This window comes from Companilactobacillus halodurans, from assembly GCF_009600995.1.
Classification (GTDB): domain Bacteria; phylum Bacillota; class Bacilli; order Lactobacillales; family Lactobacillaceae; genus Companilactobacillus; species Companilactobacillus halodurans.
Map to the genome: position 1 here is coordinate 1 of NZ_VDFO01000039.1, position 18,402 is coordinate 18,402.

Below are 18,402 nucleotides of genomic sequence, written 5' to 3' on the forward strand. Positions count from 1 at the left end.
TGGTACAACCGTAAAAGAATTCACAGTGCTTTAAGCTATATGACCCCTAAGCAATTCGAAGAAACCAACGGCTTCAGTTTGTTAAATTAAGAATAGAGTTCGTGTCCGAGGATTTGACTTAAGTCCACTATCAGACCTTTCGTTATTTTGTTATTCACCTTCCAGAAGAATCAAGGGTGTCAATATAACTGATAAGACTTCAGTATATATTATCCTTAATTCATTAAGAAACGCTTATATACAAGCAATTGTGTAATTATACACAGAAACCCATTCAATTAAAATGAATGGGTTTATTTAATTTAATAATCGTAAGCGATTCCTTGAAAGAGGGTATTATTAACTTGTAATAAAGGGAACATATAAAAGGGGGTTACATAATGAAATTAACAAATGCTACTTCTAAGAGTTTAATTTTTCTTGATAAAAATTTTACAAAAAAAGAAGAGATTTTTAAATATTTAACCCATGAGATGTTTGAACAGGGAAAAATTGAATCGGAAGAAGATTTTTTGCGAGCTATTCATGAACGAGAAAGGGAATCAGTCACTGGACTCGAAAATGGATTAGCAATTCCACATGGAAAATCGAATACGGTAAAGGAAGCATGTTTTGCTATATTAAGGACCAATGAAGTGGTAAGTGATTACAAGAGCCTTAATCCAACCAATGAAGTAAGATTGATTTTCTTACTTGCAATTCCATCTGCTGAGGCTGGAACAACACATTTGGAAATATTATCTGCTTTATCAACAAAACTTGCAAATTCCAATTATAGAACTGAACTTATGAATGCAAAAAGTGTTGATGAAATATATGCGTTATTAAATCAAGAAGAAAAAGAACAGAGTTCAGGCACGTCAGAATCAGATAAATCGGATAATAAAGAGCTTATTTTAGGAATTACAGCATGTGCTGCCGGAATCGCTCATACATATATGGCAGCTGAAGCGTTAAGAAAAGCAGCTCAAAAGCGTGAAATACGTGTTCATATTGAGAAACAGGGTGCTAAAGGAATTGAGGATCGTATCAGTTCAAAGGATGTTAATGAAGCTAATGTTATTATTTATGCCCACGATGTTGCATTAAAGGATTTAAATAGATTTAAAGGATTACCATCAATTGATATTCCAGTTGCAGATCCGATTAAAAATGCAGATAAAGTATTGGATGAGGCGTTAGAAAAATCAGAGGGGTATATACCTGGTTCTAAAGCAACTGTTGCCGATGATGAAGGTTTCGAAAAGGAAAAATCAATTGGAACCGAAATTAAAGATTCTGTACTAACAGGTATTTCATATATTATTCCAATCATTATTGCCGGTGGAATGATTGGTGCTATTGCTGTGATAATTACGCAATTATTTGGATTACAAGGAATGCTAAAAACAGAAAGTAGTTGGCTATTTCAATTAAAAACACTTGGTGGAAATATGCTCGGTACTTTAATGGTTCCAGTTTTATCAGCATACATGGCTTATTCAATTGGAGATAAACCAGCTCTCGGTCCTGGATTTGCCGGTGGACTTGCTGCCAATATGATTAATAGTGGCTTTCTAGGTGGTATGTTGGGAGGATTACTTGCCGGATTCCTAATTAAATGGATGAAGAAAAATATTAAGAGTGAAGGCGTCTTTTCTGGATTTATAACATTTTGGATATATCCGGTCGTTGGTTCACTAATTATTGGTATTTTGATGCTTTTTGTCGTCGGTAAACCAGTAGCTTGGATAAATACTGCCTTAGTTAACATGTTAAATGGAATGGCAGGTACAAGTGCAATTTTGCTTGGCGCTGTGATTGGTGCAATGGTTTCATTTGATTTAGGGGGCCCAGTAAATAAAGCTGCATACGCTTTTTGTCTGGGCGCCATGGCTAATGGAAATTTTGTTCCATATTGTATTTTTGCTTCTGTAAAAATGGTATCAGCATTTTCAGTTTCTGGCGCATGTTATTTAAGAAAGGATTTATTTAAACCAGAAGAACGTGAAATTGGTAATCAAACATGGATTCTTGGATTAGCAGGTATTACTGAAGGAGCAATTCCATTTGCAATGTCAGATCCAATTAGAGTTATCGGATCCTTTATTGCAGGTTCAATTGTGACTGGTGGTATTGTATCTTACTTCAATATTGGACTTAACGTTCCAGGTGCTGGAATTTTCTCGATGTTATTGTTAAAGGGTGAAATTGGTTCATTTATGGGCGCTGTCATATGGTTAGGAGCAGCATTAATAGGAGCTTTAATTTCGACCGTACTATTAATTGTAACTAGGAAACAAAAATTGGGGAAAAGCTTAACAAGAGTTTAGAAAGGAAATACTTATGAAGGTAACACAAATTATTGTTGTTCCACATATGCACTGGGACAGGGAATGGTACTTCTCAACAGAGGAATCCGAAGTTTTATTGAATAATAATTTACCAGAAATTTTAGATAAATTGGAAAGTGACCCGGATTATCCACCATTCGTTCTGGATGGACAAAGTGTGATTATTGAAGATTTTTTAAAATCGCATCCTCATGATGGGGGAAGATTTAAAAAATTAGCAAAAGAAGGAAGATTCAAGCTAGGCCCATGGTATTCCCAAACTGATGAGATGGCAGTTGGAGCTGAATCTATTACAAGAAACCTTTTATATGGATTATCCGATAGTAATAAATTTGGAACGCCGATGAAGATAGGTTACGTGCCAGACTCATTTGGTCAAAGTTCTCAGATGCCAATGATTTTAAATCAATTTAGTATTGATAAATCAATTTTTTGGAGAGGTCTGTCAGAAAGAAAAGGAACAAATAGTAATCAATTTATTTGGAAATCAAAGGATGGATCGAGAGTCTTTGTAAATCAAATGCCTGGTGGATATGCAACTGGTAAATATTTGCCACTAGATAAAGTAGAATTAAAAAATAGAATGGACCCTTTATTAGAAAAATTTGATAAATTCTCGACGACAGGTCAAGCTATATTGCCTAATGGTCATGATCAAATGCCAATTCAAAAAAATATTAAACAAGTAGTAAGTGAATTAAATGATATTTATCCGGATAGACATTTTATTATGGGAAATTATGAAGATATATTTGATCATATTGAAGATAATAGTGCCGATTTGGACAAAGTTAGCGGCGAATTTTACGATGGGAAATATGAAAGAGTACACAGAAGTATTCAAAGTACACGTATGGATTTGAAAGTCATGAATACTAGAATTGAGAATAAGATTACCAATTTATTGGAACCGTTGGCTTCCATCGCCTATAAATTAGGATTTGAATATTACCGTGGAATGATGGAGGAGATTTGGAAAGAGCTAATGAAAAATCATGCTCATGATAGTATGGGTGCATGTTGTTCAGATAAAGTCCATGAAGAAATTAGAGAGAGATATTTCAAAGCAGAGGAATATACTGATAGATTAATCGATTATTACAAAAGAAAAATCACTGAAGCCAGCACGGTTCAACCTGGGGATGATAAGTTAACTTTATTTAATTTATTGCCCAAAGATGAAAATAGATTAGTTACTGCCGAGGTAATAACAAAGAACAAGGGATTTAAGCTAATAGATGCTGATGGTAAAACAGTTCCATTCGACCTAATTAATAAAGAAATTGTTGATCCAGGATTGATTGATCGCCAACTTGTTGCACATTCGCAATATAATCCTTTTCATAAGTATACTATTCAGTTTAATAGACACTTTACCGGGGTTAGTTATGAAGTTTTAGCGATTAACTTTGATAATACTGTGTTAAGTTTGGAATCTCAAAACAATTTAAATAAAGTGATTGAAACTGATAGTTATAAAATGTCATTCAATACTGACGGAACAATCGATTTGACTAATAAGATAAATGGAAAAGTTTATAAGAAGGTATTGAATATGGAATTACAAGGTGATGATGGCGATGAATATGATTTTTCACCGTTACCAAATCCAATTAAGTTGTATTCGAAAGATATGGTTAACAATGCAACAATTAATCTAGACAGAAATAAATATATGATAAAAGCTTCAATTTTATATGAATTGACGGTGCCTAACGGGTTGAATCAATGGATTACGTGTGACAGTTGGAGTGGAAATATTCAAATTCATTTAGATTTAGACATTCCCATTTCTGGCAAAACTATCGGTTTAAAAGTAACAGTGAACAATCAAGCAAATAATGTTCGATTACGTTTATTAGTGCCTACAGAAATAATTAGTCAAAATTCGACTAGTGATGTTCAATTTGGATTAATTGATAGACCTAATTACGATCCAGCTATGGAACAATGGAAAAAAGAAGAATGGAAAGAACGTCCAGACTCAATTTATCCATTTTTATCACATGTAGAAGTAACGGATGATAAATCATCAGTGGCTGTGATTACAAATAGTTCACGAGAGTATCAAATTGTAAACAGTAAGACAATTGCTATAACGTTGATTCGTGGAGTTGGAGTTCTAGGAAAAGCAAATTTAGTAAGAAGGCCTGGACGACCATCTGGAATAAATGCTCCTACACCTGATTCACAATGTATTGGTAGTCTTTCGTTAAACTTTGGATTGATTTTTTCAGATAATCCATCAAAAGAAACCCATTATGGACAAATTGCTAAGGAGTTTTTAACACCAGTAGTTTCGTATAATCAATTACCAAATGTAGCAATGCATATGAATAAATCTGTAATCAAGGTACCAAGGTTGTTTACCCTATTTCAAGAGAACACTAATTTAGTATTAAGTGACATCAAAATATCTGAGGATGGTAAGAAAGTTCTCGTAAGATTTTACAATGATTCTGAGACAAAATTACCAGTATTATCTGGCAATCAATATACATTAAATGAGCAAAAGGTATCTGATATTCGGAGTACTATCAATCCGAATAGTGTTGGAACATTTGAAATTTAATCATGATTTTCACCAAATAAATTTTTGTGTTTGTATCTAAGCTTTATTAATATAGGATATTGATTTTGTATAATCATAAATTAATTACTATTATGCCGATATCAATGATATAGTTGGATGCTTTTTCACGATATGATTAGTAACGCCTTTAGATTTGTGCCTTTTAATGTTTGGTCACACTTTATAATTTGTGATATTTTAAAGAACTTCTTTAAGAAAATATAAGATTATAATTATCCTAAAATAAAGGAATGTATCAACTGGAAAAATTCAATTGATATAGTCCTTTATTTTTCTATTACACAATTACATTTGATGAAGAGCCGAGTTTTCAGGTTTCACAAGCCCTTTTTTGGTTGAGTGGCAAAATATCATCATTTAGCTAAAAGCTGTATAATGAAAATTGTAATCGTTCACAAGGAGGCAGCAATGAAAAAAATTATTAATAATGTTGAGGACATTGTACCTGAAATGATTTCAGGACTTGTTAAGACCAATTCGGATTTAGTAAGACAGATTGAAGGAACAACCGCTGTTGTTAGAAATGACGAAAAATTTAAGAACAATCAGCAAGTTGGCGTCGTTTCCGGTGGCGGCAGCGGTCATGAACCATTGCATGCTGGCTATGTTGGCGACGGGATGCTGAGTGCCGCTGTGGCCGGAGAAGTCTTTACTTCACCAACGCCTGACCAAATTTATGAAGCTATCAAAGCTGTTGATCAAGGCCAAGGCGTCTTGTTAATTGTTAAAAATTATTCTGGCGATGTTATGAATTTTGATATGGCTAAGGAAATGGCTGAAGCCGATGATATTAAAATTAAGACAATCGTTGTTGACGATGATATTTCTGTAAAAAATAGTGAATTTACCCAGGGCAAACGTGGCGTTGCCGGGACTGCTCTAGTTGAAAAAATTGTCGGAGGAGCAGCTAGATCTGGCATGTCCTTAGACGATTTGGCCAAATTAGGACAATCCGTTATCGATAATACTAAAACGATTGGAATTGCCTTACACGCAGCCACAGTCCCCGCTGTTGGTCATCCTGGATTTGAACTTGAAAAAGATCAAATCGAATACGGTATTGGTATTCATAATGAACGTGGTTATGCAGTTGAAAAAATCCAACCATCGAAAAAATTGGCTCATGAATTAATTGAGAAAATTCTTGAAGAATTTAAAGATCAAACAGGTCAGTTTGCCATTTTAGTAAACGGCATGGGCGGAACACCTTTAATGGAACAATATATTTTTGCTAATGATGTTTTAAAAGAATTAGATGATAAGAAAATCGATGTAGAGTTCAGCAAAGTTGGTAATCTTGTTACTTCACTAGATATGCAAGGACTTTCATTGACTATCATGAAAGCAAATGATGAATTTATTAAATACTTAAAAGAACCAGTTACTACAATTGCTTGGTAGAGAGGAAAATTTTATGAAAATAGAATTAGCTGACGCAAAAAAATGGATTGAAAGTTTTGTAAAAAAATTAGAAGATGAAAAATCAACGCTAAATGAACTTGACACAGCTATTGGTGATGGCGACCACGGAACTAACATGGACCGCGGGGCTAAAGCTGTGACTGACTCCTTTGATAAAAAGGAACCAGGCAACTTAGCTGACCTTTACAAAGCAACAGCCTTTGCCATGATTCAAAAGGTTGGTGGAGCTTCTGGTCCTTTGTATGGAACAGCCTTTTTGGATATGTCTAAGGCGGTTAAAGAAGACAATCTTGAATTAGCAGATTTGATTCAAACCGGAACTGATGGCATTAAACGTCGCGGTGAATCTGACACTGGCATGAAGACGATGATTGATGTTTGGCAACCAATCAGTGAAGCTTTAAAAAATGACAAGTTCAATCAACAAGTGATTGACGATGCTTTAAATAGCACCAAAGATATGGTCGCAACTAAGGGCCGTGCTAGTTATTTGGAGGAAAAATCAAAAGGTCACTTAGATCCAGGTGCTCAATCAAGTGCTTATTTATTTGAATCATTACTCGAAGTAATCGGAGGCTAATTATGAAATACGGAATTTTAATTGTTTCACACTCACCAAAAATTGCTGCTGGGGTAAAAGATTTGATATCTCAAGCTGCTCCGGATTTATCAATTACCACTGCTGGAGGAACAGATGAAGACAAAATTGGTTCTTCATTGGAAAAAATTCAACAAGCAGTTGATGACAATACTGGCGACGAAATCTTAGCTTTTTATGATTTAGGAAGCTCAAAGATGAATCTTGAAATGTTGTTGGAAATGACAGATAAGAAGATTCATAAATATGATGTTGCTTTAGTTGAGGGAGCCTATACGGCAGCCACTTTGGCTGAAGTCGAAACACCTTTAAAAGATATTGAAAGCAATTTGAAACCTTTAAAGATTAAGTAGTTGATATAGATAGCTTCTTCTTTATGATTTTTCGCTCTCACTTGATTAATAAAAAATAATTATATTAAAATATTTTAATCAACGATATGATTATGAGTAATATTTTAAAAAGGGAGTCGTCGATGGATATTTGGGAGAAACTATATAATGTAGCAAAGCCCTTGTATAAACCAGCAGAATTAAATGAATTTATCTATGCCAATAATGTTGTTTGTGCCTTAGAATCTAAATCAGGCAAAATTATACGGGATATTGTATTGAGATGGCCTGTGGCACAATCAATCTTTGTGCTGAAAGAGTGGCATTGTTGAATATGCTGCAAGACAGTGGCGAACGAGAAGTAAAAAGGATTATTGCTTTTCGTGAAAATCCACCATCTGGTTTGGATGGCTTACCTTGTGGTACTTGTCGAGAGACTTTAATGCAGTTTTCCGAAAAGAATCAAGAGACAGAGATAATGTTTAATTACGAAAATCGGAAAATTGTTAAGCTAGGCGAGTTGTTACCAGATTGGTGGGGAACTATTAAAACTAAATAAATTTATTTTTAAATAATTTATAGGTTGTTGTTAAAAAGCAAACAAAAACATCTCTTATCTTCCTTATAAAGGAGGTAAGGGATGTTTTTGTGTCTTATTAATGATTACTTCCAACGACTTTTACTTTAACTCTAGTAGTATCACCAGGAGCATAGGATAGTGGGGTTTCTTCAACTGAAACTGTTTCAATCGTGCTACCTACAGCACCTGCATTGACGGCTTGTTCGTTGGCTTGATTTTCGGCATCTTTAATAGCATCTTTACGTTTTATCTCAACATATTGATATACCTTCTCATATTCACCACCAATTTGAGCAATAGTCGCTCCAATAGCGTTAGCAACACCACCAAATTCATCTGTATAAATTTTTGAGACACCTTTAAGTTTATTAGGAGCAATAATTGCTCCACCACCGACAAGAATAACAGGAACATCTGTAGAACTTGTTTTCATTCGATCAATGCCATCTTCAATAATTTCAGTGATTTTATCCATGGCCTTTTTAGCTGTTTTATCATTAATAGATTCTACAAGTTCAGGATTACCAAGATTTGACATACCAAGTTTTACAGCAATATCGGTAGTCGTTAACGTGTTGCCCCCGAAAACTTTAGCTTCCTGAGTAATTTTATAACCAACACTATCAGGCCCCACAGTTACTGAACCATCAGGTTGTTCTCTGATAATACTTCCACCACCTAAACCGACGGATAAAATGTCGGGCATCCGAAAGTTAGTTTGGATGCCTCCGACTGTAACAGATTTTGACGATTCACGAGGGAATCCGTTTACCAAGACTCCAATGTCTGAGGTAGTTCCTCCAATATCCAACACTAAGGCGTCTTTTTGATTTGAAAGATAAGCGGCACCACGAATACTATTTGTTGGACCACTACCAATAGTTAGGATGGGATGACTTTTTGCATATTCCATGGACATTAAAGTTCCATCATTTTGACAAAGATATTGCTTGGCATTAGTGATGCCCTCTTGTTTCAGAGCATTATGGAAACCATCTGTAACTAGCTTGATAACTTTAAATAGAGCAGTATTTAAAATGGTTGCATTTTCACGACCGATTAAACCAATTGATCCAATAGTTGACGAACATGAAACGGGGATGGCGTCTCCCAAAATATCATGAGCCAGCTTTTCAACTTTTTGTTCTTGATCATTATTAATTGATGAAAAGACACCGACAACAGCAATACCATCTACTTTGTTTTTCCAACTATTTAATACATCTTTTACTTCTGCTTCATCGAAGGGGACTATTTCATCTCCATTGAATTCGTATCCACCATGGACAAGAGAATATGTATTAGAAAGAATCTTAGTAATATCTTTAGGCCATTCAGTGTATGGAAGAATAGAAGCTGTAGCCGGATATCCAATACGAATAATGCCAACTTTTCCTAAACTGTGACGTTCAACAATAGCATTAGTTGCTTGAGTGGTACCCAACATTGCTTCATTGATGTTTTTCACATCAATGTTTGATTGCTTGATCACTTTATGAATTGAATTATTGATTCCACTTTCAATATCTTCAGTTGTATGTGTCTTAATACTTGAAATAACTTTTAAATCTTGATTTAAAATAACTGCATCTGTATTAGTGCCACCAACATCGATTCCTAACTTATACATCTTATTCGCCTCTGTTTTCAACAAAATTTTTATATCTCTTTTCGATAGGTACGTAATCAACGTCGTACTTGAAATAACGTGGGCCAACTGATTTGATTCCAGCGGGAGTTCGCCACTGTTTATTTGCGGGAAGTCCAAGAACGTGAACTCTCTTTCCATAACGTATTTCCTCGTTAGTTACGGGCTGAAGAGTGTCAATATCTACCATTGTTATAAGATCAGGGGCTGTTGCTAAAATCTGATTATTTACTTTAAAAATAATATTCTCATTTTGAAACGAGATAGTTCCGGTTGAATCTTGATCAGAGTTTAATCCTTGAATAGTTGTTTCCCCAAAATTAAATCCACCTTTCGTGGTATGTTCGATATCCACGATTTTGCCGGTAAATAAACGGAATCCATTGGTGATTTCAAGTAACTTATTTAGAGCCTCAGCAACTGAGTTGAATTCATTAGCTTTTTCAATTAATTGGCCGATTTTTTGACTTTTTGTAACGATTCCTAAAACTCCAGCCTCTCTTAATTCTTTACCTGTGAGCCCATCACTTGCCATTGTGGCAGTTGCTCCCATTTCAACAGTGATATTTCTAGCAATTCTTTCTGCCCAAACAGGGCTAACTGTATTAATCAAACCAGTATTACCACGTTCATCTGTTAAAACCATGGGTGTTACAGGATGTCCCGCTAAAACAAAAGTCGACATTTGTAATTCCGGAAATGCTCTTCCCATACCGTCAGCATCTACTATGGGCATGTTCATATCACTTGCTGCGATTATTGGCATCATTGAATTGATACCACCAGCTTCAATTGGGAAAGTTCCAGAAATTTTTTTTCCATAATAGTTTTTCATCATTTCAAAAGATCGACGAAATTCACTGCCATTGGGAAATTTTTCCATGGAAACAGCAGGAGCTCCGATTGAAGATGCTGAAACAAAGAAATCATTATCATCTGTTTCTAGTGGAGACAATAAGGTAACTGGACCATTTTTCTTAATCATTGAAAGTGCCATTAATTTTCCGATGTAAGGATTACCACCACCACCAGCGCCCAATAAAGCTGCACCAGTAGCAATTTGGTTAATATCTTTTTCATAAAGTTTTCTACTCATTTTTTCCTATCGTCTCTTTTCGTTAAAAATTATGATTCTGTGACTGCTAAATTCTTTTTTCCAAACAATTTCATGCCAACGTAATAAATTAATCCAGAAGCAATAATTACGGTAATGGATTGAATTCCCCAATTAACAAAATAACCAACAAGTGATCCTCCTATCCAAGCCACGATAGTGACAATTGGAAATTTTTCGGTATCTTCTGGTAAAGAATTTTTTTCATGGCTTTCTTTAAGAGATTTTCTGTCTCTTTTTAAAATCCAATAATCAACAAACATAATTGATGCAACTGGAGGGAAAATAACTCCTAAAACAGTTAGAAATGATGAAAATTTATCTATCAAACCTATAACTGAAAGAAATGTTCCAACGCAACCAGCAACGATGGTTACCCAAGCTCTATTTAAACTAATGTGAAAGACTTGTTTGAAAAAATTAACAATGTTAAGACTTGCTGAATAAAGATTCAAATCATTAACTTTAACGGATGATAAAACAATTAATGCAATTCCAAATAAACCAGTAAGTTGGTAAATAATTGGCATGATTTTACTTGTGCCAACAGCATGTGCCATCAGAACTCCGATTACGTTGACGCCAAGTTCTCCAACTAAAGTGCCAATTACACAAATCCAAAATACATCTTTACTATTTCTTGAACGACGAGTGAGATCAGGCATGATAATGGCTCCAACGATAAAATTACCAGTCACCATCGTAATTGCTGAACTTAAAGTCATTGCTGCACCTGGTGCAGCCATCGTGATTAATCCTGAAATAGTATGTCCTTTCAACATGTTATAAACTGCAACGCCAATGACCACTATAAAGGCAGGTACAGAAATATTAGTTGTCCAACTTAATCCTTTGAATCCGAAAATAACTGATAACGTGACAGCTAAACCAGTTATTGTTGAAACGACACCAAAATTAGCATTGTTGCCGATAATTGAAACAATCCCTTGAGCAAAAACTGAATTTTGAATACCGAACCATCCAATTAAACTAATGGCAAAAGTTAAACTAACAACAGCTGATCCTATCGTTCCAAAACCTGACCATTTAGAGAGCAAACTAGTCGCCAGTCCTTCTTTTTGTCCAGCTAAACCTAATCCATATGCAATAAACTGTAAAATAACACTCCCAATAATGGTGGATAAAACGGCATCTCGAAATGTCATTCCGTAGCCCAATTCAGCTCCCAGCATAAATTGGCTTAAACAAACAAAACCACCAATTTGTACCATAAGAATTTTCCACATAGGTTCACGTTCAGAATCAGGAACACGTTGAGTTGAGTAGTCGTCAAAGGTTCCTTCACTAGATGTTTGTGTTGCGGGTGTATCTTCTTTATCTAAGTCCATAAAAATCCTCCTTTAAATATTGGTAATGTGATTTTGATCAACTTATAAAGCAAATTAGAAACCCATTAGAAATATTAGATTTATATTAGAGAACGTTAGCAGAATGTTTGTGAAAAATCAATAAGTCTTTTGAAAATTTGCTAAAAAAGGAATTTTATTTCGTAAAAGCTGAATAATAAATACTTATAAAATAAAAATGTTAGGTAAAAAGAAACGGTTTTTGAATTATTGAAACAAATTTGCAGTTGAAATTAAGCAAAATATCATAATACGGTTAAAAATAATCAAAAATTTGTTTATTTCAGTAAACGGTCTTTAAAACGATTTTTAAATTAAAATAAATTTAATTAATTAATAAATAAAGTTGACATGATTATAAAAGGTGATAATCTAAACCTCAAAATATAAAAAAATTAAAGGATGAAATCGAATGAAAAGTATTACAAGGATATTAACTTTGAAAAATGGATACCACCTTTGGTCACATACTTTTAATTTAGGAGCTAAAGATAAACTATTGTGTGTTCATGGTGGACCTGGAGATACTCACGAAGTTTTTGAACGTTTTGGTCAGGAATTGGAAACCCTTGATATTGAGGTAACAATGTACGATCAACTAGGTTCTTGGTATTCAGATACACCAGACTGGGATAATACAGAAATTTTTAAGAAATATATGAGTGAAGATTATTATTTGAGTGAACTAGAAGAGGTTCGTCAAATCTTGGGATACGATGATTTTTATTTGGCTGGTCATTCTTGGGGTGGAATGCTATCAATGATGTATGCCAATAAATTTCAAATCCATTTAAAAGGATTAATTATTATTGGCATGATTGATAATATTCCTGATTATGTGGATAATATGAAAAAAATTCGTTTACAGGAATTTTCATCGGCAGAAAATGCTTATATGGAGGATATAGAAGCTCGTGGCGAGTGGAAAGATGCTCAATATCAAAAATATATAACTCATTTGTATCATGAATATATCAATAGGCGTCAACCAGAAAAAAAATCACATTTGATCGATATTCAAGACAAACAAGTTTATAACAATTTCCAAGGTGACAATGAATTTGTTGTTGTGGGAGATTTAGGGGATTGGGATTTTTCAAAGGAAGTTAGAACATTTAAAATTCCAACGTTGTTATCATTTGGTGATCATGAAACCATACCGTTAGATACAGCTAAAAAAATGAATAAAGAAATTCCTGATTCAAGGTTAGTTGTAACACCTGATTCTGGTCATAATCAGATGATAGATAATCCAGGGGTATTTTTCTCAAATTTGAGAAACTATTTCTTAGATATGCGAGCAGGTAAAAGTATGAATTAATTAATAGTGAGAAGATGAGAAAGTTATGGCGAAAAGTAATGATATTTCACAATTTGGTTATAAACAAGAATTGGAACGAACTTTGACCTTAAAAGACTTAGTTGTTTATGGGTTGATTTTTATGGTTCCGATAGCACCAATGGGTATATATGGTTCAGTAATTTCAGAGTCAAAGGGAATGATTGCCTTAACATATTTGATTGGAATTATTGCAATGTTTTTTACAGCTCTCAGCTATGGTCAAATGGCTCAAGCTTTTCCAATAGCTGGTTCGGTCTATGCATATGCTCAGCGAGGAATCAATAAAACTATTGGATTCCTAGCTGGATGGATGATTATTCTAGATTATATTTTTGTTCCATCTTTGCTTTATGTTATTTCTGCAAATTCAATTAAATCTCTCCTACCTAACATCCCAACTTGGATATGGTTGATCCTTTTTATAATTATTAATACTGTAATTAACGTTGTTGGAATTAAGTTTACGTCAATTGCTAACATGGTATTTTTGATAGGTGAATTAATAGTTTTAGCCTTATTTATTGTACTGGCCGTTTATGGGATAACCCATGGAGTGGGTAATGGATTTACAATTAAACCGTTTTATGAAAAAGCTAATTTCAATATCAATTTTGTTATGACAGCAACCTCAGTAGCTGTCTTGAGTTTCTTGGGTTTTGATGGTATCAGTACTTTAGCTGAAGAAACCAAAGGCGGTAATAAAACAGTTGGAAAAGGCATCATGTGGGCATTAATTTTAGTTGGAGTTTTATTTATTGTTCAAACTTATTTAGCAGCTTTGATTGTCCCAGATTGGCATTCTTTCAGTGATTTAGACACAGCTTTTTACGTTGTTGCTGAAAAAGTAGGTGGCAGACCGCTGATGTATATTACAACTATCGCGACAATATTATCTTGGGGATTTGCTAATGCACTTGCAGCGCAAGCAGCCATTTCTCGTATCCTCTTTGGTATGGCAAGAGATAAAAATTTGCCAACGGTTTTAGCTAAAGTTCATCCTAAATTTAAAACTCCATTTGTCAGTACATTATTAGTTTCTTTTGTATCTTTAGTTGTTGGGATATTATTTATGGATCGAAGTAATATTCTTTCTGAAATTGTAAATTGTGGTGCCTTAACAGCTTTCTTGGTAATTCACCTGTCAGTAATTAATTACTATCTTATAAAAAGGGGTTCACATGACTATTTGAGACATTTAATAGTACCGGTCATTGGATTTGTAATAATTTTATTTGTAATGATAGGTCTAGATCCATTAGCAAAAAAAGTTGGAATAACTTGGTTAGTTATTGGAATCATTTATTATTCAGTTTTGAGAATGAGTCGACGTAATGTTGACATTGATATGTAAAAGTCAAAAAAAGCTCCCTTGATTGGATTAATCCAACCAAGGGAGCTTTTTTGGCAAATATATCAAATTTATTTAACCATTATATTTGGATAATTTAAATTCAACTTTATCTTTGTTATGTAATTTCTTTTTGTCAGCAGAAACATTAACTTTTTTCTTGTTGACGGTATAAGTCCAGTAAATTTTCTTCTTGTTGTTTTGCTTGTGGCCATCGATTTTTGTGATGAAGCCCTTTTTGTCAGTTACTTTCCAAGCTTTTTTCAAACCCTTAGTAACAGTGGCATTTTTCTTTAATTTGACAGTCTTTTTAGCAATCTGCTTTTTGTTTTTCTTCAAAGTATAAGTCACTTTGATATTGTTAGTAGATTTAGCTTGAACTGTTGTTGCTGTAGCAGGTGCAAAGACACCTAGAAGCATTAGTAACGACGCTAAGAATGCAGCAAATTTTTTCATTGATTTCTCCTCCTCCAATTTGTACAACGACTTTAATTATAGCAAATAAAAAAGTCTTTGAAGCAAATAGATTTTTTTTCATAATAAGTTAAAATAGGAATATTGACGTAAGGAGAAGACGATGAATAAATTAATTGAATATTTCAAAAATAATATTAGTAGTCTGATAATGTTTGTTTATTTGATAAACATTATATTAATAGCCTTACTCTACAATAATCCCATAATTTCTTTAGTAATATTGTTAGCATTAGTAGGGATGTCATGGTTAACTCGTCGGGGAAAATTTTTAGCCTATTTTAAATTTTCAATTAGTATTTTTATTATTACGATGGCTTTTAACTTGATTATCAACCAACGCGGACAAGATGTTTTATTGCGCCTGCCTTTTATCGTCATCTCGACGGCTTCGTTAGTCAACGCAATTACTTTAGGATTGTCGTTTGTCAATTTGTTGTGGACTTTTTATTTATACGATGCTTTTGTCAAAACTAAAGTAATCTTCGAGATTCTATCGTACTTTTTTAAAAGTATTGCTATTATTTTTATGTTGACGATTAAGTTTATTCCAAGAATCGTTGGTATTTTTAAAGAGTCAAAGAACTTACGGCGCTTTCGCAGCAACCAAATAAATCAGAAATTGAACCTTTTAAATAAAATAAGGCAGACGATCGATTTGAACGAAACGGTCCTCGATAAGGCAATGGCAAGTTTTATGGGAGTTTCAGATACCTTAGTTTTAAAAGGGTATGAAAAGAGATCCAAAAAAGTTGGTCATTTTATTTTTAACGCCAATGACTGGAGTATTTTATTAATTATTATTTTTTCATTGATATTTAATATCAGCATGTCAGCACTTGATAAAGGAAAAATTGATTTTGGCTCCGGAAATTTGCAAGTTAGTTTTGGAAAAAATGATTGGTGGATAATAATTGTTAACATTATTATAATTTTATTGCCATTATTGACAGGGGGTGTGCATTACTTATGGTGGAAATTTTACGGTGCCAAAACTACAGTTTCCAATACAACAACAGCCAAAAATTATCGTTAAATAAGCTTAATTTCTCAGTCGATCAAGGTGATTTCGTTATTTTGATTGGTGACACCGGTAGCGGCAAGAGCACGCTCTTGAAACAATTTCTTCCAGAATTGCTTACGGGAAAAGTTTTATCCGGTCAAATCAATAGTCAGTATTCACGCGATGCAAATCACTTTGCTTATGTCTCACAATTTGTTGATAATCAAATTGTTATGGAAACGCCGAAAGATGAACTGGAATTCGTCTTAGATAATCAAGGCTGCAACGATAATGAAATATCGATGCGAATTGCTGAAATTGCTAGTTATTTAGGAATCGTCGATTTGTTGGAACAAGAAGTTTCCCACTTGTCTGGTGGACAAAAACAATTAGTTAATTTGGCTAGTGCGCTCGTTTTGAAACCCCAAGTATTATTATTGGATGAGCCGACAGCACAACTTGATCCGGTGGCTTCAGAAAAATTATTGCAGATTATCCACAAACTGAATCAAGATTTCAATTTAACAGTATTATTAGTTGAACATGAGATTGAAAAAGAAGTCAGCTTTGCTAACCGTTTAATGATTTTAGAAAAAGGCAAATTGATTTTAGATGAACCCATCAAACAAGGTCTGTCAAAGATTTTCCAAGCAAAACATTATCGAAATTATTTGACCCAGATTGACCGCCTGGCTTTAGAATTAAATTTTAAATCAGTCGATTTGCCCTTAAGCAATCAACAATTAACAAAACTGATTTCAAAAAAAACGTCGAATTTGCAATACGTAAAACCAGAAAATAAGTCAAAAACTAATAGTATATTTAGCGTGAAGAATTTGAGCTTTCGTTTTGATTTTAATGGTCGAAAAATTTTGAATCGAATCAATTTTCAACTAGAAGAAGGCGGTTCTTATTGTATTGTGGGTCCAAATGGTGTTGGAAAGACGACCTTGTTAAAAGTTTTAACGCAACAATTAAAGCCACAGACAGGTAAAATCAAATTCTTAAATAAAAAAATAACAAATGATTTTTATCGACAAGTTTTTGTTTTGCCACAAAATCCAGCTAATTTATTTATCAAAGCAACAGTTAAAGCTGAATTGGAATTTCAATTGAAGGAAAATCATAGTCAAAAAAACTTATCAGAAGTTTTATCGGAATTTTCTTTAGAAGGTTTGGAAGAATACAGCCCTTATGACCTTAGTGGAGGTCAACAGGAATTTTTAGCTTTGGCGCTGGGATTTATCAAGAATCCGAAGATATTGTTCTTAGATGAACCAACTAAGGGATTAGATCCTAATAAAAGAATCTTGTTGAGCAAATTATTAAAGGATTTTCAATCAGAAAAAAAGACTGTTTTAATTAATAGTCATGATTTATTATTTGCGGCTGATTATGCTGATTATGTTGCAATGATGTTTAATGGCAATTTGAGTCAGTTCCAAACGCCAAGTGATTTTTTTGCTGATAAATTTTTCTATACGACAGAAATAAATAAAGCTCTGCGAGATATTTTTCCCCAGGCTTTAATTTGGAAGGATATTAAAAAAATTGAATCATAAATCGATTGCACTAATTTTATCGTCACTAGTTTTACTTATTTTAATGATGAGTTTTTCAACTAAAAATTATTTATTATTTTCTTTTGCTATTTTATTGATAACTTTAGGAGTATATTTTTGGAAATTCGAAAAATCGCGACACACTTCTCGAGAGGTCGTCTTTATTGCAATTATTTGTGCCTTAGCAGTTGTCGGAAGGATTATCTTTGCCGCAATCCCCTCTGTCAAACCGGAACTTTTTATCTTGATAATGGGAGCCATCGTTACTGGTCCTGAAACAGGTTTTTTGATGGGAACTATCATCGCATTGACTTCAAATATGTATTTTGGCCAAGGAGTCTGGACTCCTTGGCAGATGTTTGCTTTAGGCGTGATTGGATTGATTTCGGGAATTTGTTTCCAAAAACGTCCTAGGACTTGGATTTTAACGATTTGGGGACTAGTCAGTGGCTTTTTGATGGGATGGATTATGGATATCTACTATATTATTGGTTTCGTTGATCCGATTACTGTTAAGAGCATCTTGACTTCCATTGCCGCTAGTTTTTATTTCGACTTCGTCCATGGATTATTTACGGCTGTCTTGTTATTGCTAGTTGGCAAGCGTTGGATTCAGATTTTCAACAATTACAAAGTTAAATATAATTTGTTCGATAAAAAAAGCTAAAACAATTAATGTCTTAGCT

The 18,402-nt window shown here is 33.8% G+C and carries 15 protein-coding genes; 11 read left to right on the forward strand and 4 right to left on the reverse strand.

Annotated elements, in window-relative coordinates; genetic code table 11:
• Positions 1 to 380: 380 nt before the first annotated feature.
• From mngA to FHL05_RS09870, 6 genes are all read left to right on the forward strand, one after another.
• Positions 381 to 2,312, forward strand: coding sequence for a PTS 2-O-a-mannosyl-D-glycerate transporter subunit IIABC (gene mngA / locus FHL05_RS09845; protein WP_153522579.1), 1,932 nt, complete (start codon positions 381 to 383; stop codon positions 2,310 to 2,312).
• 13 nt (positions 2,313 to 2,325) lie between these two features.
• The gene (locus FHL05_RS09850) at positions 2,326 to 4,905 is read left to right on the forward strand and encodes a glycoside hydrolase family 38 N-terminal domain-containing protein (protein WP_153385716.1); all 2,580 of its coding nucleotides are present in this window, start codon (positions 2,326 to 2,328) and stop codon (positions 4,903 to 4,905) included.
• A 429-nt stretch (positions 4,906 to 5,334) separates the two neighbouring features.
• Complete coding sequence (gene dhaK, locus FHL05_RS09855) at positions 5,335 to 6,327, forward strand: dihydroxyacetone kinase subunit DhaK (RefSeq protein WP_153385717.1); 993 nt, start codon at positions 5,335 to 5,337, stop codon at positions 6,325 to 6,327.
• A gap of 13 nt (positions 6,328 to 6,340) precedes the next feature.
• The gene (dhaL, locus tag FHL05_RS09860) at positions 6,341 to 6,928 is read left to right on the forward strand and encodes a dihydroxyacetone kinase subunit DhaL (protein ID WP_153385718.1); all 588 of its coding nucleotides are present in this window, start codon (positions 6,341 to 6,343) and stop codon (positions 6,926 to 6,928) included.
• Between the two features lie 2 nt (positions 6,929 to 6,930).
• Positions 6,931 to 7,299: a dihydroxyacetone kinase phosphoryl donor subunit DhaM gene (gene dhaM / locus FHL05_RS09865; protein WP_153385719.1), complete on the forward strand. Its 369-nt coding sequence runs from the start codon at positions 6,931 to 6,933 to the stop codon at positions 7,297 to 7,299.
• A gap of 262 nt (positions 7,300 to 7,561) precedes the next feature.
• Complete coding sequence (locus FHL05_RS09870) at positions 7,562 to 7,837, forward strand: hypothetical protein (protein WP_420360962.1); 276 nt, start codon at positions 7,562 to 7,564, stop codon at positions 7,835 to 7,837.
• A gap of 97 nt (positions 7,838 to 7,934) precedes the next feature.
• Here FHL05_RS09870 and FHL05_RS09875 read toward each other — a convergent pair whose 3' ends face one another.
• From FHL05_RS09875 to FHL05_RS09885, 3 genes are read right to left on the reverse strand one after another with little or no spacing between them, the layout of a single operon-like run.
• The gene (locus FHL05_RS09875; RefSeq protein WP_153385720.1) at positions 7,935 to 9,488 is read right to left on the reverse strand and encodes a hydantoinase/oxoprolinase N-terminal domain-containing protein; all 1,554 of its coding nucleotides are present in this window, start codon (positions 9,486 to 9,488) and stop codon (positions 7,935 to 7,937) included.
• A gap of 1 nt (position 9,489) precedes the next feature.
• The gene (locus FHL05_RS09880; RefSeq protein ID WP_153385721.1) at positions 9,490 to 10,602 is read right to left on the reverse strand and encodes a DUF917 domain-containing protein; all 1,113 of its coding nucleotides are present in this window, start codon (positions 10,600 to 10,602) and stop codon (positions 9,490 to 9,492) included.
• 29 nt (positions 10,603 to 10,631) lie between these two features.
• Positions 10,632 to 11,969: a purine-cytosine permease family protein gene (locus FHL05_RS09885; RefSeq protein WP_153385722.1), complete on the reverse strand. Its 1,338-nt coding sequence runs from the start codon at positions 11,967 to 11,969 to the stop codon at positions 10,632 to 10,634.
• A gap of 430 nt (positions 11,970 to 12,399) precedes the next feature.
• On the opposite strand from FHL05_RS09885, the gene FHL05_RS09890 reads away from it, so the two are divergent.
• A complete protein-coding gene (locus tag FHL05_RS09890) occupies positions 12,400 to 13,308 on the forward strand; it encodes a proline iminopeptidase-family hydrolase (RefSeq protein ID WP_153385723.1) in 909 nt (302 codons plus the stop codon).
• Between the two features lie 25 nt (positions 13,309 to 13,333).
• Positions 13,334 to 14,680 (forward strand): APC family permease, encoded by a 1,347-nt coding sequence (locus FHL05_RS09895; RefSeq protein WP_153385724.1) that lies wholly within the window; start codon positions 13,334 to 13,336, stop codon positions 14,678 to 14,680.
• A 72-nt stretch (positions 14,681 to 14,752) separates the two neighbouring features.
• Here the strand turns inward: FHL05_RS09895 and FHL05_RS09900 are convergent, their stop codons facing one another.
• The gene (locus tag FHL05_RS09900; RefSeq protein WP_153522581.1) at positions 14,753 to 15,133 is read right to left on the reverse strand and encodes a DUF4430 domain-containing protein; all 381 of its coding nucleotides are present in this window, start codon (positions 15,131 to 15,133) and stop codon (positions 14,753 to 14,755) included.
• 121 nt (positions 15,134 to 15,254) lie between these two features.
• Here FHL05_RS09900 and FHL05_RS09905 point away from each other — a divergent pair, with 121 nt between their 5' ends.
• From FHL05_RS09905 to FHL05_RS09915, 3 genes are read left to right on the forward strand one after another with little or no spacing between them, the layout of a single operon-like run.
• Positions 15,255 to 16,187 (forward strand): energy-coupling factor transporter transmembrane component T family protein, encoded by a 933-nt coding sequence (locus tag FHL05_RS09905; RefSeq protein WP_153385726.1) that lies wholly within the window; start codon positions 15,255 to 15,257, stop codon positions 16,185 to 16,187.
• Complete coding sequence (locus FHL05_RS09910) at positions 16,121 to 17,716, forward strand: ABC transporter ATP-binding protein (protein ID WP_153385727.1); 1,596 nt, start codon at positions 16,121 to 16,123, stop codon at positions 17,714 to 17,716. Before FHL05_RS09905 ends, FHL05_RS09910 begins: the two co-directional genes overlap by 67 nt.
• Positions 17,706 to 18,383, forward strand: coding sequence for an ECF transporter S component (locus FHL05_RS09915; protein WP_238333985.1), 678 nt, complete (start codon positions 17,706 to 17,708; stop codon positions 18,381 to 18,383). The genes FHL05_RS09910 and FHL05_RS09915 overlap by 11 nt, the downstream gene beginning before the upstream one ends.
• The last annotated feature ends 19 nt before the right edge of the window (positions 18,384 to 18,402 follow it).

What these genes read in the sequence shown, in the direction of transcription:
- mngA (WP_153522579.1), top strand. Translation starts at nt 381, where the DNA reads ATGAAATTAACAAATGCTACTTCTAAGAGTTTAATTTTTCTTGATAAA.
- FHL05_RS09850 (WP_153385716.1), top strand. Translation starts at nt 2,326, where the DNA reads ATGAAGGTAACACAAATTATTGTTGTTCCACATATGCACTGGGACAGG.
- dhaK (WP_153385717.1), top strand. Translation starts at nt 5,335, where the DNA reads ATGAAAAAAATTATTAATAATGTTGAGGACATTGTACCTGAAATGATT.
- dhaL (WP_153385718.1), top strand. Translation starts at nt 6,341, where the DNA reads ATGAAAATAGAATTAGCTGACGCAAAAAAATGGATTGAAAGTTTTGTA.
- dhaM (WP_153385719.1), top strand. Translation starts at nt 6,931, where the DNA reads ATGAAATACGGAATTTTAATTGTTTCACACTCACCAAAAATTGCTGCT.
- FHL05_RS09870 (WP_420360962.1), top strand. Translation starts at nt 7,562, where the DNA reads ATGGCCTGTGGCACAATCAATCTTTGTGCTGAAAGAGTGGCATTGTTG.
- FHL05_RS09875 (WP_153385720.1), bottom strand. Translation starts at nt 9,488, where the DNA reads ATGTATAAGTTAGGAATCGATGTTGGTGGCACTAATACAGATGCAGTT.
- FHL05_RS09880 (WP_153385721.1), bottom strand. Translation starts at nt 10,602, where the DNA reads ATGAGTAGAAAACTTTATGAAAAAGATATTAACCAAATTGCTACTGGT.
- FHL05_RS09885 (WP_153385722.1), bottom strand. Translation starts at nt 11,969, where the DNA reads ATGGACTTAGATAAAGAAGATACACCCGCAACACAAACATCTAGTGAA.
- FHL05_RS09890 (WP_153385723.1), top strand. Translation starts at nt 12,400, where the DNA reads ATGAAAAGTATTACAAGGATATTAACTTTGAAAAATGGATACCACCTT.
- FHL05_RS09895 (WP_153385724.1), top strand. Translation starts at nt 13,334, where the DNA reads ATGGCGAAAAGTAATGATATTTCACAATTTGGTTATAAACAAGAATTG.
- FHL05_RS09900 (WP_153522581.1), bottom strand. Translation starts at nt 15,133, where the DNA reads ATGAAAAAATTTGCTGCATTCTTAGCGTCGTTACTAATGCTTCTAGGT.
- FHL05_RS09905 (WP_153385726.1), top strand. Translation starts at nt 15,255, where the DNA reads ATGAATAAATTAATTGAATATTTCAAAAATAATATTAGTAGTCTGATA.
- FHL05_RS09910 (WP_153385727.1), top strand. Translation starts at nt 16,121, where the DNA reads ATGGTGGAAATTTTACGGTGCCAAAACTACAGTTTCCAATACAACAAC.